The organism is Vagococcus acidifermentans (assembly GCF_003987655.1).
GTDB classification, from domain to species: Bacteria; Bacillota; Bacilli; order Lactobacillales; family Vagococcaceae; genus Vagococcus_B; species Vagococcus_B acidifermentans.
In genome coordinates this window covers 173,183-191,454 of the sequence record NZ_NGKC01000002.1, presented here as the reverse complement: position 1 = coordinate 191,454, position 18,272 = coordinate 173,183, and the positions used below count along the sequence as shown (strand labels likewise).

The window sequence follows — 18,272 nt, the reverse complement described above, 5'->3', positions numbered from 1 at the left end:
AAAAGTACTCTCAAAACTAACAACGCGTCTGAGAGTACTTTAGTTAGCTAATTTCCCGTTATTTAACCAAGCTGTGTTCTTTTAAATAATCTTCGGCGATTTTAGTTTCGCTGATGCCGTCGCTTGACAGCAGTTTATTCAAATGACGAATCGTTTCTCCGTCGATTGTTTCAAACAGCGGTTGAAACACCTCTGCCAGCTCAGGATATTTGTCAAGCGCTTTTTTGGAAACGATTGGTGCCGGACTGTAAACCGGCGACACCATCTGCGTGTCCTCGATCACTTCAAGTCCAAGTGTTTCCAACGTGCCGGCTGTGGTATATGCATGAGCTGCCACCACGCCGTCTGTTCCCTCAGAAGCCATCGACTGTGCATCATTGACCCCGACAACAAGCTGCGACTCGGATAATTTAAAACCGTAAGTCTTTTCCCAGCCCGGCAGACACGTCTCCGCCGTAGTAACATACGCGTTTTCACCATTGACTGCCAGCTTCATATCACCGCCGTCATTGACAAACTTGGCAAACTCCTCAAAAGTGTGGACATCGTTTTTGTCCGCCCACTCTTTGGCGACTACGATACCGTCCGTGTTGTTATAGGGTGCATAGGTCAGCCAGATGATGCCGTTTTTTTCATCAGCTTTCTTAGTAGCTTCAAAAGCCGTTTCCAAGTCGGATTGATAATTTTTAATGTCGACTTCCTTGTCAAAGAACATGCCGCGCCCGGTGTAGTCCAATGAAAGATCCGCCTGATCCTGTTCAATCGATTGACGGACCAACGTGGTATTATTGAACGTGCCGACCTTGGAATCCACTTTGTAGCCGTGGTCCTCAAGCACCATCCGCATCATTTCCCCAAGTATTCTTCCTTCTTCATCCGTCATCGTTGCTAAACGAATCTCTTTTGTTTCTTCAGCCTTTTTATCATTGCTTTTTTTAGAACAACCCGAAAGCGTGCCTATTAAAAAGATGATAGCTGCAACTGTCACAAGTGGTATAAATCTTCTAGAAATTTTCTTCATGTTTTCCTCCGTTACTGAACAACAATAGTCGTTCGCTTTGTTTTTTTAATGAATTAAACCAATCATGGCTAAAAAAACTTAGGAGTTTTCTAATGTCATTGATAAACAGTCCGCATTATATCAATCCACATAGATTGAAAACACGGAAGCGAAAATCATGTGTGCCCTTTCCTTAGAAACTCTAAGTTTATCTGTTGCTCATGATCACTGCCTTGCCACTAACATGATTCTCACCTCCAAAAGATTTGTCATTTAATTATTATATAGTAGAAAGTCACACTTTACAACGCAACTAAGGCTAAAAACAGTGTTTACGAAGGTGTTTTCAGTTATTTTATTAACACTATTTTGTTTTAAGAGCATAAAAAAAGCCGATTCTGTTTAAGGAATCGGCTGTGCCAAATTGTAACAAGTTACCCTTTGTAGACAAACGTTTTAGGAGCGAACCGGCGGATAATCAATATGCCGACAATAAAATAGCATAAAGCGACACCAGAAATAATCAGTGCATACGTTAGACTGGCTGTATTGATTTGCATGTTAAGATAAGCAAACAAGTAGAACAGGCCATCAACGATTTTATAAATCGGATTAGCAACTTCCAGTTTACTCGTAAAAGGCTGAAGCATATAGTAGACAAATAGTTCGTGAAACGAAAAAAGAATTGTCAAACTGATAATCAGCAAAGTAAATGTGCCGATAAACTGCCAGGAAAGTATAAACTGATTCACCGCATTAATCAACAAGACCATTAACAGCACGGTCAATGTTGTCAAACCATTGTACAGCAGTATTTTGTAAAAGCGGTAAAAGAATCCTTTCAAGATGGCTTCCTTCTCACGATAAAATGGATACGACAACATGGATGAATCACAACTGATAAACAATGTCTGTACGATTTTTTTCCCTAACGATATGAGATACAAGAAGAAAAACATTGACGGGAGCATATTTGTCAAACTTTTTTCAAAATCCGCGTCAAACGGGATAAATAAGCTGACAATCAGTATAATCAGTCCGACAATCAACACGGTCCCGACACGAATACCCGCTCCTTTGACCAGCGTTTTGCGGTATCGGCTGAACAGCAGCGCATTCAAATATCCGCTGCCTCGCAGGTGATCGTAGGTGTTTTCGCTGATCGTCATTTTTTTATGCATGCTGAGTCCGTCGCTAAAATATTTTTGGGTTTTCGCCTTCTCAACCGTAGCTGCCGCTTTAGTTGACGCATGTTTTAACTTTCTGACAAACTCTTCTTCATGAGCATACGCAAATAACAGATACGCGCCAACGCCCGATAAGAGGAAAGCAGCAATCAACCCTGCCAGTACCATGATACTGGTCGTTTCTTTCGCAACCAGCAGCAGATAACCAAGCCCAACTGCCGCTAGCAGCATGCCGATGGAACTGCTTCCCTTCAATAAAAATGACCAGCGCACCTCATAGCACTTGCGATTGACATACAATCCCCAAGAAACCATCCCCAAATAGAGAACGGCAGCGAGAGGCAACGACCAAACCGGCCAGTTGAAAAAAAAGATAAACACAAGAAAGGCAGGCACATAAGCAACTAAATCAGATGCTGATTCCAGCAGGTGATAGTCACGCGAAAAAAAATGGCCGGTCACATGAAAATTGCTCATAAAATGATACTGTTTTGTGTCGATGCTGTAGTAGAGGCCTTCATTGAAATTGCCTGTAAAGACAACACACAAGACCCAGATAATAAAAGAAACTATGCCTCTTTCTCCGGAAAAGAAACTGGCTTTTCCCGCTGCAAAGTAACACAAGAACAGCCAAAGGAATTTAAACATAATTTTTAATACGATTTTCCCGGCCAAAAGAAAATAAAACAAGACGTCCTTTAGCCGGTAGTCGCCCACCAGCATAGACAGCGGCACGAATTTTCCAATGAATGGAATCCGGGTGAGATAGTAAAACAAGCCGTTTAAAAAGAGGCGGAGCGAATATTTTTGAAACAGCCAATACATCGAAAAAGCAGACTTGACCGCCTGAATCATTGCGGGTCACCGCCTTTTTTATCTGATAAAGCAGCGACGATGGCTTCTTCAAAGCCCGGCTCTTTGATTTTTTCTGAAGGAATGCTTGTCAATTGCTTGTCATGCAGCAGTACGATTTCATCACACAAGTCTTGTGCCAACTGTAAAATGTGTGTTGAAAAAATAACGATTGAGTCAGACTTCATCGATAAAATCAATTCTTTCATCTCATGGGCAGCAACCACATCAAAAGAAGTCAGCGGCTCATCCAGCAGCAGAACAGGCGGTTGAATCATCATCGTTGCAATCATTTGGACTTTATTCTGCATTCCGTGCGAATAGTCACGCAGCAGACGGTGACGGTCTTCTTTGGCAATACCCACTTTTGCCAAATACGCGTCCGGTGTCCGGACATTATTCATCTGGTCACGGTTCATATCAATAAAAAACTTGATAAACTCATAACCGGTCATAAAATCAGGAATCCGCGGCGAGGCATGGACCAAGCCGACTTCAGTATCCTGATAATCCCGTGGGGCAGCATTATCCTGCAGCATGATGCTGCCCGACTCATATGCCAAATCTTTGGCGATACAATTGAACAGCGTCGTTTTGCCGGAACCGTTGCGCCCCAGCAAGCCGTAAATCCGTCCTTTCTCAAACGTAAATGATGCAGCGTCAAAAATTTTTTTATTTCCGAACTGCTTGACCAAATCTTTAATAATCAGCTCCATAATTCCTCCTAAAATAACAGATTAAATATCTGTATCACTATCTCCTAATAACGAACACGTCTCCAACGGCAACCCCAGCCGTTTTTTCACTAGACTTTGATAACAATTAAAGTTTATCCTGACTATTTTCAAATGTCAATACGACCTTATCCGTACAAATAAATTGAAAAAATCCAGCCAGTTGCATTATCGACAAAAAAAGTCTATAATAAATTTTCGTATTATGGATAAATAAAGTCGATAATAAATCAAGACATAAAGGAGTTGATTGCCGTATGAAGCTGACACATGCGACAGAACAAGCAGTGGCAGTCATGGCAATGCTGGCAACGCAAAAATCAGATGTATATTTATCTTCCGATGCCATTTACCAAAAGCTCAATGTTTCCAAAAGCTATGTGCAAAAATTGCTGCGCAAGCTGGTAGTCGCTAATATCATTGAAGGTGTCACAGGACTTAAAGGCGGTTTTTTTATCAAACGTCCGTTAACTGATATTTCATTGTACGAAGTGACAGCCGCTATTGAAGGCGAGTTCGATTCATTTTCCGGACACGACGTCTTGTCCCAGGCTTTTGCCGGATTCAATACAAAAGCCCGTGAAGGACACCAAATCATCGCCAGTTATTTTGCACGGGCGGACGAGCGCTGGGTCCACTATTTAAAAAATGTGTCCCTTGATGAAATCATGCGGGATGTATTTTCTGAAGAACCCGAACTGCCGCAGCACGATTGGAACTGTGAATAATACTTGGAATAAATTGACTAATTAAGGAATGATGAATGTGAAACAGGTCGTTGAATTGTACCGACAAGACTGGAAAAGAGTGTTTCAAAATAAGCTGACGTGCTTGCTGGTTTTGGCGCTGATGATATTGCCGTCACTGTATGCGTGGTTCAATATCGCCGCCCTTTGGGACCCGTACGCCAACACCAAAGATATCAAAGTAGCGGTTTTTTCTGAAGACCGGACTGCTGACATCCTTGGGAAAAATGTCAATATCGGGGAAACAATCATAGCTAATTTACGGAAAAATGATACGTTGGACTGGCAGTTTGTTTCTTCCAGAAAAGAATTGGACAAAGGAGTGAAAAGCGGGAAGTTTTATGCGGGCATCGTGATGCCGGCGGATTTTTCAGCCAATCTCCTCAGTTTTGCGACAGGTGACATTAAAAAGCCGGAAATCGACTATTCCGTCAATGAAAAAATCAATGCCATCGCTCCGAAAATCACTGATAAAGGGGCGGCGACTATTCAATCAACCATCAGTACAGAATTTATTGATACTGTCAGTCAAACTGTTTTCAAGGTGATGAATCAAGCGGGCTATGACATCGATACCCACTTGGTTACCATTAACAAAATAGCTGACAAACTACTGTATGTAGATGAACATTTGGATGATATCGACAACTATACTAAAGAAATAACGGCACTTAACGCTAAATTGCCGGAATATAAAGCGAAACTCGCGCAAGCACAAGGATTGACAAGCTACTTGCCGCAAGTCGATGCCCTGGGTCAAAAAATAATCACACTTAATGAAAAGCAAGATAAAATCGCACAAGCTGGCCAGATGATTGTCTCGCTGCAAGGAAAAATCCCGGAAATAGAAAATGCCGGCCGGCAGCTGAAATTGGTTGATGAGGAGTTCGACGACATCGCAAACGCTCTGTCCCTGGCTGTCACGCAGGCAGAAAACGGCTTGGTACTCATCAAAGAAACGCAGGACATACTGCCGGAAGTCAGCCGTTTTGTCGATCAGGCAAATCAGACGCTGCCAGTGATTCAAACGGATGTCGGCAAGATACAAGACGCATTGCCGCAAATTTCTTCAGGTGTCGCCACCAGCCTGCAAGTCGTCATCGTCATGACTGAAGATGTGTCAAGAACAGCAGAGACACTGCTGGCTTTTCTCGACAACAACCAGTGGACCGCTGACGACAAAGAAAAAGTCCGGCAACTGCTGCAAGCTCTACGTGAGAAAGCAGCCCGTCAAGATGCCGCTCTGACCGCCTTGATTGCTACCTTGTCTGATTTGCAGCAGTTGGCCGGAAATCAAAATCTGCAACCAGTGATTGACCGTTTGAACGATGTTCAGGCACTGGTACGGGCGGTTCAGGAAAAAGCCGGCGATTTGCAGGAGCACCTTGACCACTTGTCGCATGCCGACATCACGCAAAAGTTGCAGGACATTTATAATAATGCCAGCCGGCTGAACCAGGCATTGGCAAACATCAATGTCCCGCAGCTGGAGCAGCATGTGTCGCTGTTGTTGGAAGACGTCGCAGTGCTTCTGGATAGTGCCGGCCGTATCACGGGAACAATCGACGACAAACATCTCATAAATTCGCTGGACCAGCTGTTACAGAACACCAGCGATGTGATTCAGCAGGCGCTCGCTTTCTTTAAAACGTATCAAGACGAGCTGCCGCTGATCAAACAGGAAATCCATGATGCCAACGTGATGCTGAATGACAACATGGTCCTGATTACCGCCGGTATCAACAAAGGCGTTTCGCTTTATCAAAAAGATTACCCGCAGCTAAGGGAAAAACTTGCTTTGGGCGCGGACTTTTTTGCAAAGGACTGGCCTGATGTCAAGCGGGATCTGATTGGAACAATGGATACGCTCAATGACAAAATGCCGCAAATCGAAGAAGCCTTGACATGGACCACAGCCTTTATCGACAATGACTGGCCCGACGTCAAAAACGGTCTGCATCAGGCCGCCAACCTCGTCAGAAAAGGCGAACAAGATGTGGATTTAGGCAGCTTGATTGCTTTATTGAAAAAAGACGCCGTCGAAGAAAGCGACTTTCTGGCGGAACCTGTTGTCCTCAAACAGCATGCAGTCTATCCAGTGCCCAATTACGGCTCGGCCAGTGCGCCGTTTTATACTGCACTGTGTTTATGGGTGGGGGCTGTCTTGTTTTCCAGTATTGCAACCACGGATGTTTATCTGGACAAAAAAGACCGACAGACATTCGGTCCGAGAGCGCAGTTTTTTGCCAGAATGTTGACTTTTCTGACAGTTGCATTCTGTCAAGCGCTCATCGTAAGTCTCGGCAACATGTGGCTATTGAAAACATATGTGGTCAACCCCGTTTGGAGTGTGTTGTTTGCCGTCTTGGTGGGGCTGGTATTCATGACACTTGTTTACATCCTCGTTGCCCTATTCGGCAATCTCGGTAAAGGGATAGCTGTCATCATACTAGTCTTGTCGATTTCCGGCGGCGGCGGAAATTTCCCGATTGAGATGTCCGGCCCGTTCTTTCAGCTGATACATCCGCTGTTGCCGTTTACCTATGCCGTCAACTTGCTTAGAGAATCCACCGGCGGTATTTACTGGCCTAATGCTGCCTATGATATTGGCATTCTATGTTTATTCGCCTTTGCCTTTACCGCCGCGGGATACGTGCTGCTGCCGCGGGTCAAAGACAGCATGAAACGCTTGAATCAGCAGTTAAAAGAAGGGCATTTGCTGCACTAAAAAAAGGGGACAAAATCTTTTACTGATTTTGTCCCCTTTTTAATTGACCCGATTTATCTTGGTATCTTTTTTTGGCTATGGCAACTATGATAATCAGCAGGCCCATGATTCCTGCGGTCATAAACATCGCATATTGAATCAACCGTTCAGCGCTGGTCTTCGTTTGCAAAGGCTGAATTTTCTTTTTTTCTTCCGGACGGTAGTCTGTCCGCTTGCCCCGGACCAGCAAGCGGTGCGAGTTTATCCCATAAGGCGTACACGTGACAAGTGTACAATAATCTTGCTCGGCGTCTGCTTGGATACCAGCTAAATCATCAGCCTCCACGACTTTAAGCTGGTCCACTTCATAGGCAAGCGTCCGGCCCAGCACATGCACATAAAACAAATCGCCTTCGGCCAGTGCCTCCAAATCGGTAAACAGTTTAGCATGTGCAAGACCCGTGTGACCCGTCAACACACTGTGACTTCCCTTCCCGCCGACCGGCAGCGATGTGCTCTCCATATGCCCCACTGCTTTTTGCAGCACTTCTTCACTTGTACCGTGAAAAACCGGCAAGTGAACCGATATTTTGGGAATATCTATCGTAGCCATCGTATCGTCAGGAAAATCCAACTGCTGCGCGTAATCAGCCGGCAGCTCCCGGCCGCTGCCGGCAATAAATGCGTCACTTAGCCGTTTCCCTGCCAATCGTTCGTTATAGGCAAGTGCTTCGTCCCATTCCGCTTGAATCAGGGATTGGTTTTCGCTGCTGACTTTCCGCTCATAATTCTTCATTTCAGCAGAAATTTTCCGGTCATACAGTTTTTCGCTGAGCAGCGGATAACCAAGCATGCCGATCCCGGCCAGAAAAAAGAAGATTGCCCAGCCAAGGCGCTTCAAAGGATGCATTGATTGTCTGGTAGCATCATCATGTTTCACGTGTTATGATCGCTCTTTTCTGCCTGTCAGAATGAAAAAAATCACGCTTGCGCCAATGACGACAATTCCGAGAACAGACAGTACAATCGCTCCGATACTGCCGGTCCGCGGCAACAATCCCTTTTTGCTGTTTTTTATTTGCGTGCTGATTGTGTAAATCGGCTGCTCGCCTGTCGAGCTCTCTTCGTCAAAGGTTACCAGAACAGGCTGGTCCAGCAAATAATAGCCTGCCGGTGCTTTGGTCTGCACCAGCCAGTATTCGGCAAAGCGGCTGATAGTTTCTTCCCCGTCAGCATCTGCTGTTGACAAATAATCTCGTATACCTTCAAAACGTGTATGGCCTTCCGCATTGGTCGTCTCAACCCATGGCTCAGCTTCCTCATATCCTGTCTCGTTAAAGTCAATCACTCCCCCTTGGGCATCTTTACGCATAAACCGTTTGTTTTGTGCATTTTCTTTTGAACTGGCAATTTGAAAAGAAGCACCGGACAATTTGGCCAATTGTTGTGCACTAACAGTCGTCACTTCAATGATGCCAGTATGAATATCGACCGGCAATGTTTGCTTCTCGATAACCACACCATTTTTGTTGGCAAAAATCAATTTTGCCGTATTTGCCACTACGGGCCGCTCGTTTGCCAGCACATGCGTATTCAGGATGCTGTCAAACGCCAGCAACACATATTTCTTCTTGGAAAGCTTCTGCCGTCCTGATTCAGTGAAATGAATTGAAACATCAGGCTGCCGTACAACATCATAATCTTGACCAGCAGACAGCTCTGCCAGATCAGCCCCTGTACTTGTTATCTGGTCTGACTGATACACTTTCAATGAATCCGGCAGAAAAGACAAGGCATCATCCAACACATCCTGAATAGTGAAGCGGATAGCGCTGTTGATTGCTGCGTCATCGTCAGATATGCCCGCCGGAACTTTGGCGTGGACAAGATAAGAAACCGTCCCGCCGATGTTTAATGCACGGGACGTTGCCACAATCTTCCCCACCACGATTCCTTCATTTTTCGGATACACATGGACATCAGACAACCAGCCGGTACCAGACGGATTGGTCAACGGCACATGCACAACAAAAGGCGGCGACGGATTGACAACCATTTCTTTTCCGTCCAACGTGACTGTCCCCACTGGACGTTCAACGACGACATAACTTCCTTGCGGGATGCCGACAGCCTCTGCTGTGCCCTGGCTATTGGTTTGAACAGAGACACTTTTTTCAAGACGATAAGCAATACCTTCATCCGTCACAGTCAGTTTGTCCGCATCCACGACTAAACTTTTACCTTCAGGATACCGGCCGTCAATCGGCTTTATTTGGTATAAATCAAATGTCACACCCGGAAGCGGCACAGCTGATTCCGGTATCTGTGCTGCAAGTCGCCCATCATTCGGCAATCCTGCTTCTGCGATATCATCCATGTAATATTTATGGATAAAAAGGTTCCCTTCCAATGGAGGCAAACTGTCCGCCGCTTCTGTTGCTAAGGGACTGCCGACAATCAATACTGCTGCTATTGCCAGCAACACCTGTTTTATCACTTGTTTTATCATTATATATCCTTCTTTCTAAATATAAACACATTCATTTTGCATCATGTTTTCCTTTTACCAATACACCGCGTACTAACAAAAGTCCCGATCCGACACTCACAATCCCGCAGATGATAACCAGTGCGGCCCCATAACTGCCTGTTGCAGGCAGCGTCTGCTTTATATCATTGGGCAGTTGCAAGACAACTGTCCCCTCTTTATCGCCGTAAAAAAAAGCAGGAGGAAGCTGACTACCCTGCCCGGTAATAGTCATTTGTTCCTGTAATGTTGGCTTTTCCGGATGAATGGACAGCAGCCAGCGTCCCTCAGGCAAATGATAGCCCGACGGCGCTCTGGTTTCTTTTAATAGATACTCGCCTTTCGTCAATTCCCCAAATGACAAAAACCCGTCAGATGAACTGACAGCGACCGCTTTTTCTTGCCAGCAGTTTTCCGTCTTACTGGGTTCAGGTGTGTCATGCTGGTATTCTTTCCCGGAAGACTGGCAGTCATACAGCGTAAATTGCGCCCCAGCCAACGGTCGGCCGGTCCTTGTGACCTTGTAAAAACTGAAAGGTACAGTCTTCTCTTCATTCATAACATCAATGGCGAGCCTGTTCGGTTCGTCCCCTGTCATCAATTCAGAGGCCACTTTGCTTTCGCTGTCAACCGTCCCGTCTGGATGGATTCGGAAAGTGATGGGTTTCTCCAAACCGATGAATCCGTCAGGCGGGCTGATTTGCGACAAGGTGTACTCTCCCGGAGGCAGATGATTAAAAATAAACCGGTCCAGCTGCTGATTATCAGCCGGAAGTTTGACTGACATTTCAGGGCCAGTCAATTCGAACACCGCCCCTTTTAACAGATTGCCTTCAATATCAGTATTGGTTACAGTCAAATCGAACTCTTTCAACCGATTTTCTAAACGAAATTGTCTAACTCCGCCGGTTTCTGAATATTCGTGACCTGTGTAGATGATACGGCCATATTTATCCAAAGAAAAATGCTTTGGCGCCGGAGCAGGCACAAAACCAGCAGGCACTTGCGTCTCCAGCAGTTGAAAATCACCAGGCTTTGGCAAAGTAAACGCAACATGACCAGTTTGATCTGTCGTACTCGACCCTATCACTTCGAACTGACCGTCGGCTCTCTGCATTGCCAGCTGAAAAACCGCACCAGATAGAGGGATAGACTGGTTGGAACTGTCAGCTACTTTTTTTTCAATGTCCAGAGACACCGGACGGAACTGATTTTCAACGGCAAGCGTGACCGTTTGATTTTCTTTCAGCCGCGGTCGGCCATCAATGTCGATCGCATTTCCCGGATAAACCCTGAGATTCCAACTCTTTTTTGACGGCAAGTCATGACCGTCAGGCGCTGTGACTTCCGACAATATATAGTCCCCGCTAGGTAATAAAGCACTGGCCATACCGTTATCATTAGTGACCAGCTGTTCATAAACAGCCGTCGTATTATTAGCTTTGACTATGTTGAAAACTGCACCGGCCAACGGTTCGCCGGCCGGATTGACTTTTTGGATATTCAACTGCGTGCCGAACACTAGTTTTGAAAAAACCACCCCTTGGTCTTGACCCCAGTTGGCAGCCGAGTCCGAAGTACTGCCGGTTATTCCCCAATAAACATGTTCCGGGTCCTGCACATCGTATCTGATGTTGTATCTGTAACGAAATGTCATGCTGCCAATTGTGACCGATACTGAACCGTAGCCGTAATTGGCTGCCGGGTCCCACCTATACACAATTTTCTGCCAACCGCCATAAGCAATCGGAGACATTTGCAACCCCTGTGCAAGCATCCTATGCAAGGATAGAAAACCGAACCGGTCGCTCGTTCGGAATGCTATATGACCGACATAATTTCCTGATTTTGTAGTCAAATCCCGCAAGTCACTGTCACCGTCACGCACATCCCTGTTCTGATTTAGTACATTATTGTAATACGTATCGAATTCAAGAACGAAAGCTTCTCCCAAAGAAGGACCGTAAACTCCCATCCCGGAACCAAAGCGTCCGCTGTAAAGCGGCGGACCATTTCGCAAAGTGACTGTCAGACCATCGGCAACAACCCCATTTTCAAAAGCATTGCCGAGATAGGCGTAAAATTCCAAATCGAACGGGTCGTTTAAATTAACCGGCTGTTTGCTCCACACTTGGCCGCCATAGCGATCCGGACCAGTCACGTCAACCAAATGTACACCGGATACGTGGTGGAGCATCGCAGAACCTGAAACATTCACCTTGTCACTGATATCAACAGATACAACATCAGCAGGTAAATCAGGGAAACTCCGAACCCCCATGGCATTCGCTTGCTCGCCGCAAATAAGCACAAAAAAACAAGCGGCGACAAAAAGTATTGCCCCCATTTTTTGCCCTAGTTTATTCATTTGATACACACCACCCAAGTAACACACTCATTTCAAAACTACAAACTTTTAAAACCGCCTTTCCTTGTTAAAGCTATAAACTTTTACAACTTCATGACTTATAGCAAACAACACTGCAATTGATACAACTGCTTCTTTTCCTCTTGACTCAGTGACGCTCGCAAAAAAGCAAAAAAAATAACCACTAATTGTCATAGCGGCATTTTCTTGCCTTGATAATAAATGACAGACGACTCCACTAGGAAGGCTGCCACACATTTACGTTTCAATTGTAGCGGCAATCAATGCCATCTTCATTTTCTTTTATGTCCGTAACCATCGGAAGACCAGCATGTTCATTCGGGCGGCAAATCATCAAACAAAAAAATGACGTCTAATTGCCAAGAAATAAAAAACTATCTATCGAATGACGAGTTCGTGTTTAATTTATTTTTCAAAAGCTAGACCAGTTTAATTTTTGCGCAAAATCTCAGCAAAAAAACTAATTTCAATGCAGCAACACTAAAATAGTCCCGAAAATCCTTATTTTTTCAATGAATCAGGCATGCCTCGGACTTGCTGACGCCTTTTCCACTATAGGTACCTTTCGTGCAACAATTGATTTTCCCTCTTAATTTATTCCAAGAATATGTTATTCTGTAACTGTTGGTTAAGAACTAAAATGAAAGCGTTTTATAAACAGCGGGCTTTACGGTGTTAAACATTTTATATTTTTATGCCAATATTCAAAGATAATTTGACGAGGATGCACTAACACGCCCAGCCCGCTGCTGTCAACTTAATCAACAACATGTCAACCATTAAGGGGGTGAGCCTATCACGATTGCACAATACCAAACAACCCGCAGCAACCGGCAGTCGGTTCGCTGGGCAAGATGGCAGATGAATTATCATGAAGACTGACAAAAGAACGAACTGTAATTGGTATAATTCACATTAATGATTAGGAGGATGTCATGTATTCACCAGAAGAAATCATTGCAATCACAATTGAAAAAGGCATTGGCAAAGTACGTAAACCACTACAGGAAAAGCTGATTCTCGGCTTTATTGGCGGAGCCATGATTTCTTTAGGCTATCTTGCTTATATTCGGGTCATCTCCTCGATTGTCGCAGATTGGGGAAGCTTTGCCAGTCTAATCGGTGCGATGGTCTTTCCTATCGGCCTTATTGTCATTTTGCTCGGCGGCGGCGAGCTGGTTACCGGTAACATGATGACAGTCGCTGCCTCTTGGTTTGACCGGAAAATCAGTTTAACGGACCTTATCGCGAATATACTGACCATTGCCTGTGCTAATTTTGTAGGCGCAGTTTTTGTTGCCTATCTTTTTGGACATGTGGCAGGCTTAACCAGTTCGGGCGTATTTCTCGAAGAAACTCTCACGTTGGCCCAAGCAAAAATCTCTGCCGAACCGCTGCAGGCTTTTGTGTCAGGTATCGGCTGCAACTGGTTTGTCGGACTTGCTCTTTGGCTGTGTTATGGTGCGAAAGACTCTTTCGGAAAATATATGGGCACCTGGTTTCCCGTCATGACGTTTGTTGCCATCGGTTTTCAACACAGTGTGGCAAACATTTTTCTTATCTCCGCAGCAATTTTTGAAGGCGGAGCAACGTGGTTCCAATTTCTAACAAACTTTATTCCTGTTTTTTTGGGGAACATTGTCGGCGGTTCATTCTTGGTCGCCGGCCTCTATTATCTCGCATACAAACCGAAGCACTAATTTCATTCGATGCTGGTCTTCTTAAGATCAGCATATTTTTTTCCCTCGTCACTTCCACCTGACTTGAATCAGCTTTGGCATAACACGTATAATGAGAATAGAACAGTTTTAGTTGAAAGGAACGGTGAAACAAATGAAACGATTTGCTATCACATCATTTGGCGATGCAGAAAAAGTATTTCAAGAAATCGAAGCAGCGCCCAGAGAATTGACAACCCCCAGACACATTCGTGTAGCAATCAAAGCGTTCGCTGTAAATCCATACGATATTGCGTTTCGAAAAGGCGAGATGTCTCCCAAGCGTCTGCCAAATTTTCCGTATGTTTTAGGCAAAGATGCTGCTGGCATCGTCACAGAAATCGGTGAAGAAGTGACCCAGTTCACTGTCGGTGACCCTGTCATCATTCATCCTGTCGGCGGGGCTTACGGCGAAGAAATCGTCCTGCCGGGTCATAAAGCTGTCTTAAAACCGGAAAATATGAGCTGGGCTGAGGCAGCGGGACTCGTTACACCCGGGATAACTGCCTATCATCTCGTCACCCATTTTCTCAAACCGCCCCCGAAAACAATTGTCATGATACAAGGCGCCTCTGGCAGCGTCGGTTCCTTACTGGTACAGCTGCTCAAACAGTTGGATGTCGTCATTTTAGCCAGTGCCTCCTCTGCAAATAAATCTTTTGTAGAAGCTCTCGGCGTCGACCGCTTCGCCGCTTATGACAAAGAAGATGTCGGAGCAGCGTTTCTAAATCAGGCTGATATCGTCATCGATGCAACCAAAGGCGGCCGCACCAGTACTTCCGGCATGGCAATCATGAAAACCGGCGGCACATACGTTGCGCTTAATCGTTTGCCGGAAGAACACGCACGTACCAAGTCGGGGATATACCGGCAGTTTGGCCCTTCGCCTGAATACGATGATGCCGAAGCTTTGCGTGCCCTGAGTCACTTATTTGCCAACCAGCAGCTGCATATCAATATTGCACAAATTTTTACGCCGACACTGGAGACTATTGTTCAATCTCATCACTTGTTGGAAGGACATCCGCCAAACGGCAAACTTATTTTTGAATGGTAGAAACCGCTTTTGTTTTTATCTAATCGTTGACAACAATTGAGTAACGTTATATTTAGAAGCAGCAGATAATACTGCTGCTTTTTTTGTGAGCTGTTAGGAGAAATTACTTTGTTATTTCTATTAGCACACGCAGCATATTTTTTAGCTGACTGTTTGTAAAACGCTTGCGCTTTTTCACAAGATTCTTTATAATGAACTTACAAACTTGTATATACAAGTTAAAAAGGAGGAAAAATCATGGCTAACAAGTTTACAGAAGATGCTAAATCGCTGCTATCAGCTGTCGGTGGCAAAGAAAACATCGCAGCTGTCAGTCACTGTGCAACGCGGATGAGGTTTGTATTAAATGATGCAGACTTGGCAAACGAAAAAGAAATTGAAAGCATTCCAAGTGTTAAAGGTATGTTCACACAAGCAGGTCAATTCCAAGTTATTATTGGTAATGAAGTCGCGCAATTTTACAATGAATTTTCTGCTGTTTCCGGAATTGAAGGCGTTTCAAAAGATGCTGCAAAGGTCACAGCCAAACAAAACATGAACTGGCTGCAACGGGCAATCGCCGTACTTGCTGAAATCTTCAGTCCGTTAATTCCTGCAATTATTGTTGGTGGTTTAATTTTAGGTTTTCGTAATATTTTAGAGCAAGTTCCTTTTGACGCACTTGGAGGACAGACCATTGTCGAAGTTTCCCAATTCTGGCACGGTGTCAACGCCTTCCTATGGCTGCCCGGGGAAGCTATTTTCCATTTCTTGCCGGTAGGTATCACGTGGTCTATTGCTAAAAAAATGGGCACCACACAAATTTTGGGTATCGTACTCGGTATCACACTTGTTTCCCCACAACTGTTGAATGCATACGGCGTGGCCGGAACAGCCGCCGCTGACATTCCGTTCTGGGATTTCGGATTCATTCAAATCAACATGGTTGGTTATCAAGCTCAAGTCATCCCGGCGATGCTGGCAGGTTTCATGCTCAGTTACTTAGAGAAATTTTTCCGGAAAATCATTCCAGAAGCTATTTCGATGATATTCGTCCCATTCTTTGCATTGATTCCGACGATTTTAGCGGCGCATGTCATTCTTGGACCTATCGGCTGGCGCATTGGCTCAGTAATTTCCGATGCGGTGAATGCGGGACTGACAAGTTCTGTCAACTGGCTTTTCGGTGCAGTGTTCGGTTTCCTTTATGCGCCGCTCGTTATCACTGGACTCCACCATATGACAAACGCAATCGACTTGCAGCTGGTGGCTGATATCGGCTCAACTAATCTCTGGCCGATGATTGCACTCTCAAACATCGCTCAGGGCTCAGCGGTACTGGCAATCATTTTCGCCCACCGAGGCAACAAAAAAGAAGAACAGGTTTCAATACCAGCGATGATTTCCTGTTACTTGGGAGTCACAGAACCGGCAATGTTCGGTATCAATTTGAAATATGTTTATCCGTTTCTGGCAGCGATGATTGGGTCTGCCATTGCTGGGATGTATGTCACCCTCATGGGAGTTACCGCCAAAACGATTGGTGTCGGCGGACTGCCAGGCATCATTTCAATCAAAGACGGCTACGGACATTTTGCAATCGCTATGGCTATGACGATCGTCATTCCGTTTGTCCTGACACTGGCATTTAGAAAATTCGGCGTACTAAATAAGATGGACACGGTAATGGAATAATTTAAGAGGTGAGAAAGTTTGGATTTCAGAAAAAAAACAATTTATCAAATTTATCCCAAATCGTTTAAAGACAGCAATGGTGACGGTGTCGGTGATTTACAGGGAGTGATTCAAAAACTGCCTTACCTTGCAGACTTGGGGATAGATATGATTTGGTTCAATCCATTCTTCTCCTCCCCGCAGCGAGACAACGGCTATGACATTTCCGACTATTACTCTATTGACCCTCTTTATGGGACGATGGCTGACTTTGACCAGCTGATAGCAGAAATGTCGGCCTATGGTATAGAGATGATGCTGGACATGGTTTTCAATCATACGTCAACAGAACATGTCTGGTTTCAAAAAGCGCTTCAAGGTGATAAAAGATATCAAGATTATTATCTTATCCGGCCCAAAAAAGAGGACGGCGCTCCTCCGACCAACTGGCAGTCAAAATTTGGCGGCAGTGCGTGGTCCCCGTTCGGCGAGTCAGACACTGACTGCTACTTGCATTTGTTTGATCCGACGCAAGCTGACTTAAATTGGCGAAACCCTGATGTGCGGCAGGAAATGAGCCGAGTCGTCAATTTTTGGATAGATAAAGGTGTCAAGGGCTTCCGCTTTGATGTCATCAATCTGATAGGCAAGGATGACGTCCTGCTTGATGCGGATGACGGCATCGGCAAAGCACGCTACACTGACCGGCCAATCGTCCATGACTACCTTCAAGAATTGAACCGCAGCTCCTTCGGCCGGATAAACAGTGTTACCGTGGGCGAAATGTCTGCGACTACAATAGAAAACTGTCTTCTTTACAGTCATCCGGAGAGAAATGAACTGGATATGACGTTCAACTTTCATCATTTGAAAGTCGACTATGAAGATGGCGAAAAGTGGAGCGATATCCCGTTTCGTTTTGATGAACTGAGCGGATTGCTGCATGAGTGGGGAGAAAAAATGGCAGACGGGAATGGCTGGAATGCTTTGTTCTGGAACAATCATGACCAGCCGCGGGCAGTCAGCCGTTTTGGAAATGACACGACGTATAGAAATGAATCTGCGACGATGCTGGCAACAGCCATCCACTTGAGCCGGGGCACTCCTTTCATTTTTCAAGGAGAAGAAATCGGACTGACAAATCCTTACTATTCCGATTTACATTCCTACCGTGATGTGGAATCAATTAATGCCTGCCACATGTTGACAGAAAAAGGATACAGCACGAAGGACTGTATGCAGATTCTTCAAAAAAAATCACGGGACAACGGCCGAATACCGATGCCGTGGAATGATGGGCCAAACGGCGGATTTTCAACGAGTGAGCCATGGATTCCGCTTGGCAAAAACTGGCAGACAATCAATGTTCAATCAGAAACAGAACACGGGGTGATTCATCCCTATTACAAGCAATTGATTGCGCTGAGAAAAGAACTGGATATTATCGCGTATGGCGACTATCATGCTTACGCGCGTAAGCATGAAGGTATATATGCCTTTACCAGAACTTACGGTGAAGAAAAACTGCTCGTGCTGACCAATTTCACTGACAAAAAACAGCGTGTGGCACTTCAACCGGAGTGGCTGAACGGCAGCATCCTGATTCATAACTATCCCGACAGCCACACTTTGTCAGCTGATATGATATTACAGCCCTATGAAGCACTGGCCATTCTTGTCAAATGAGCATGGTAATGAAAAG

Annotated in this window: 12 protein-coding genes; 6 read left to right on the top strand and 6 right to left on the bottom strand. The window is 45.1% G+C overall.

Annotated elements, in window-relative coordinates:
* Window positions 1–58: 58 nt before the first annotated feature.
* The 3 genes from CBF27_RS03070 to CBF27_RS03060 all read right to left on the bottom strand — a co-directional run bounded on the left by CBF27_RS03070 (window position 59) and on the right by CBF27_RS03060 (window position 3,755).
* Window positions 59–1,021: a glycine betaine ABC transporter substrate-binding protein gene (locus CBF27_RS03070; RefSeq protein ID WP_126812307.1), complete on the bottom strand. Its 963-nt coding sequence runs from the start codon at window positions 1,019–1,021 to the stop codon at window positions 59–61.
* Between the two features lie 413 nt (window positions 1,022–1,434).
* Window positions 1,435–3,042 (bottom strand): hypothetical protein, encoded by a 1,608-nt coding sequence (locus CBF27_RS03065; protein WP_126812305.1) that lies wholly within the window; start codon window positions 3,040–3,042, stop codon window positions 1,435–1,437.
* Window positions 3,039–3,755 carry an ABC transporter ATP-binding protein gene (locus CBF27_RS03060; RefSeq protein ID WP_126812303.1) on the bottom strand — a complete coding sequence of 239 codons (717 nt, stop codon included), beginning with the start codon at window positions 3,753–3,755 and terminating at the stop codon, window positions 3,039–3,041. The genes CBF27_RS03065 and CBF27_RS03060 overlap by 4 nt, the downstream gene beginning before the upstream one ends.
* 275 nt (window positions 3,756–4,030) lie before the next feature.
* On the opposite strand from CBF27_RS03060, the gene CBF27_RS03055 reads away from it, so the two are divergent.
* Both CBF27_RS03055 and CBF27_RS03050 read left to right on the top strand, forming a co-directional pair.
* Window positions 4,031–4,501, top strand: coding sequence for an RrF2 family transcriptional regulator (locus CBF27_RS03055; protein WP_126812301.1), 471 nt, complete (start codon window positions 4,031–4,033; stop codon window positions 4,499–4,501).
* Window positions 4,502–4,538: 37 nt separating this feature from the next.
* Entirely contained in the window at window positions 4,539–7,247 is a 2,709-nt protein-coding gene (locus tag CBF27_RS03050; RefSeq protein ID WP_170174987.1) for a YhgE/Pip domain-containing protein, read from the top strand.
* Between the two features lie 19 nt (window positions 7,248–7,266).
* On the opposite strand, the gene CBF27_RS03045 is transcribed toward CBF27_RS03050, so the two are convergent.
* The 3 genes from CBF27_RS03045 to CBF27_RS03035 are packed head-to-tail and all read right to left on the bottom strand — an operon-like array spanning window position 7,267 to window position 12,121.
* Window positions 7,267–8,166 (bottom strand): class C sortase, encoded by a 900-nt coding sequence (locus tag CBF27_RS03045; protein ID WP_126812296.1) that lies wholly within the window; start codon window positions 8,164–8,166, stop codon window positions 7,267–7,269.
* 3 nt (window positions 8,167–8,169) lie between these two features.
* Window positions 8,170–9,735, bottom strand: coding sequence for a SpaH/EbpB family LPXTG-anchored major pilin (locus CBF27_RS03040; protein WP_126812294.1), 1,566 nt, complete (start codon window positions 9,733–9,735; stop codon window positions 8,170–8,172).
* Between the two features lie 31 nt (window positions 9,736–9,766).
* A complete protein-coding gene (locus CBF27_RS03035) occupies window positions 9,767–12,121 on the bottom strand; it encodes a SpaA isopeptide-forming pilin-related protein (RefSeq protein ID WP_126812292.1) in 2,355 nt (784 codons plus the stop codon).
* 956 nt (window positions 12,122–13,077) lie between these two features.
* Between CBF27_RS03035 and CBF27_RS03030 the strand changes: the two genes are divergently transcribed.
* The 4 genes from CBF27_RS03030 (at window position 13,078) to treC (ending at window position 18,256) form a co-directional block, all read left to right on the top strand.
* Window positions 13,078–13,842, top strand: coding sequence for a formate/nitrite transporter family protein (locus CBF27_RS03030; RefSeq protein WP_126812290.1), 765 nt, complete (start codon window positions 13,078–13,080; stop codon window positions 13,840–13,842).
* 133 nt (window positions 13,843–13,975) lie between these two features.
* Window positions 13,976–14,917, top strand: coding sequence for an NADP-dependent oxidoreductase (locus CBF27_RS03025; protein ID WP_126812288.1), 942 nt, complete (start codon window positions 13,976–13,978; stop codon window positions 14,915–14,917).
* 237 nt (window positions 14,918–15,154) lie between these two features.
* Entirely contained in the window at window positions 15,155–16,591 is a 1,437-nt protein-coding gene (treP, locus tag CBF27_RS03020; RefSeq protein WP_126812286.1) for a PTS system trehalose-specific EIIBC component, read from the top strand.
* A gap of 18 nt (window positions 16,592–16,609) precedes the next feature.
* Window positions 16,610–18,256, top strand: a complete 1,647-nt coding sequence (treC, locus tag CBF27_RS03015; protein WP_126812284.1) for an alpha,alpha-phosphotrehalase — start codon at window positions 16,610–16,612, stop codon at window positions 18,254–18,256.
* Window positions 18,257–18,272: the final 16 nt, after the last annotated feature.